We start from the raw sequence: 1,984 nt of genomic DNA on the forward strand, positions 1-1,984 counted from the left end.
AATAGGAATAATACATTATCAACTTAAATACTCCACAGAAAATTAAAAAGGTACTTACAATAGGAGATATTTTAATTAATTTATTTAACATACTCTTTAATGATAGTTCTTTATTACTATTCTGTATTAAAACACTTTGATAACACTTAACGTTTGTAACAATCTAACAAAAGTTCTTAATGTATCAATACTTTGCTCATCTAATCCATCAGGATCAAAATGCATTATATTATTTCTAACATCCTTTATCTTTTCTAAATGTTCACAAAAAATTTTCCTGTCAATCTTTATTGCAAGCTTATCCCAATAAACTGGATTTTGAAATAGTCTTAAATATTCTCCAAATGTTAAATCCGCAACTGTATCAATCACTCTTTCAGTATCCCTTTCATCTTTAGCATTGGATAATTCTTCTTTTGATAATTTTTTAAGGATTTGTCGAATATAATTTTCTATTTCAGCAACAAGTAAAAAGGGTTCCGTCAACTGTTTAAATTGTAAGCTTAAATCACTTGCTGTCACTATTCCACAAATTTCTTTGGAAAAATTTTCTACTAGAACATAATCATGTTCAATAATCATTGGTAATGCTTTAAATAAAGACGTATCGTAAGATATTAATTGATAATTTGGCTCCATTAAATCTTTTACTTTAGCTGAATTTAAACCCACTGAAAATTTCCTTCCAATAGATCTCCAACTAATAACTCCTTTCAAATCCCTTTTAGGTTGCTGCATTACTGGTAATTGACTATAATCATATGTAATCATTTTTGTTATTGCTTCTGACAGATCACTATCTGGTTTTACATATGTTAAATATTTATTTGCAGCTTCAAGCTTACTTATTCGATAAGTCGGATCATCATAATATTCTTCCTTTTCTTTTTCAGCAATATTTTCAGGCTCAACTGTATTTACATCAAATCCTGTACTATCTTTATTTTCTTTAGACAGAATAATCTTGTTTTTAAATTCAATAACACCATCAATATATGCCGCATTAAAATGAGGTTTTGTTTCCAAACCCAAATTATTTAATGTCCTTTCAATTTCACTAACAACCCACCAACCTCGTCTTTGTGCACCGAACCAACTTAAAAATGTTCTTACCGAAACTAAATCAGTGGGTTGGCCACGATCCAATTGCATCTTAATTTGTTTCAATTTTTCTATTTCCATACTTTTCAATTATCTTCATAATCACTTTTCGTTTAATTTTTTAATTTCCCTTACCGTGATTTGCGGCACACAGAACACAGTGAAAAACCTTAAATTATACACTCCAATTTTATAAAGCCCATAAGTTTAAAATCTATCAGTACAATGTGACAAGATATCAAATGCATCTTTTAACCTTGGCTGGTAACTTAATCTACAGTGTTGGGCGTAGTACTTACTTTTTCAGTTTAAGTGTCAAGATGTTTTGGATTTTTAAAAGCAGTTCATCAAATGTTATAATTTCAACATCCCTACAGTTATTTCTAAATAATTCAAAGCAATGTTTTTGTTCTTCAGTAAGTGACTTATGTTGTCCAATAATGACGATGCATTTTGAATTGATAGTTTCAAAATTCTCTTTACTTTTTCTTTTGAGATGGTCATACTCTTTCTGGAAGTTATCTCTTTGATTTAATACCTGATTTATACAACCAGATAATTCTTCCGTCACGCTATAAACATCTGTTCCCCGATATGCTTTATCACTTAATAGTTGTGTTTTATGTGTCTTTATTTCGAGAAAGGTTACGTTGTCACTTAGCTTATTCTTCATAAGATAGTCACTAAACTTCCCGTTTGTATTATTGATATCTTTCCCGCCAACATACGCTTCATCTTTAAATAAAATAATTGGTTGTGCAAATATTGATGAGAATATCCAACTATTAATTTTTAAGTATTCTTGCCACTTCTTTTCAAGACGTGCAATGGTTATTGTTGAACTAAGGAGTGTTGAATAATCTTGAACAGCGTCACTTAATAT

Annotated in this window: 2 protein-coding genes; both read right to left on the reverse strand. The window is 29.5% G+C overall.

The genetic code is table 11. From position 1 onward, the window contains the following. Positions 1–126 precede the first annotated feature (126 nt). The gene (locus QZ824_RS11445) at positions 127–1,182 is read right to left on the reverse strand and encodes a CBS domain-containing protein (protein ID WP_291276147.1); all 1,056 of its coding nucleotides are present in this window, start codon (positions 1,180–1,182) and stop codon (positions 127–129) included. A 214-nt stretch (positions 1,183–1,396) separates the two neighbouring features. Beyond that, the coding region (locus tag QZ824_RS11450) for a Shedu immune nuclease family protein (RefSeq protein WP_291276148.1) at positions 1,397–1,984 on the reverse strand (588 nt) is incomplete at its 5' end.

It is taken from the genome of Flavobacterium sp. (genome assembly GCF_021151785.1).
Taxonomy (GTDB): domain Bacteria; phylum Bacteroidota; class Bacteroidia; order Flavobacteriales; family Flavobacteriaceae; genus Flavobacterium.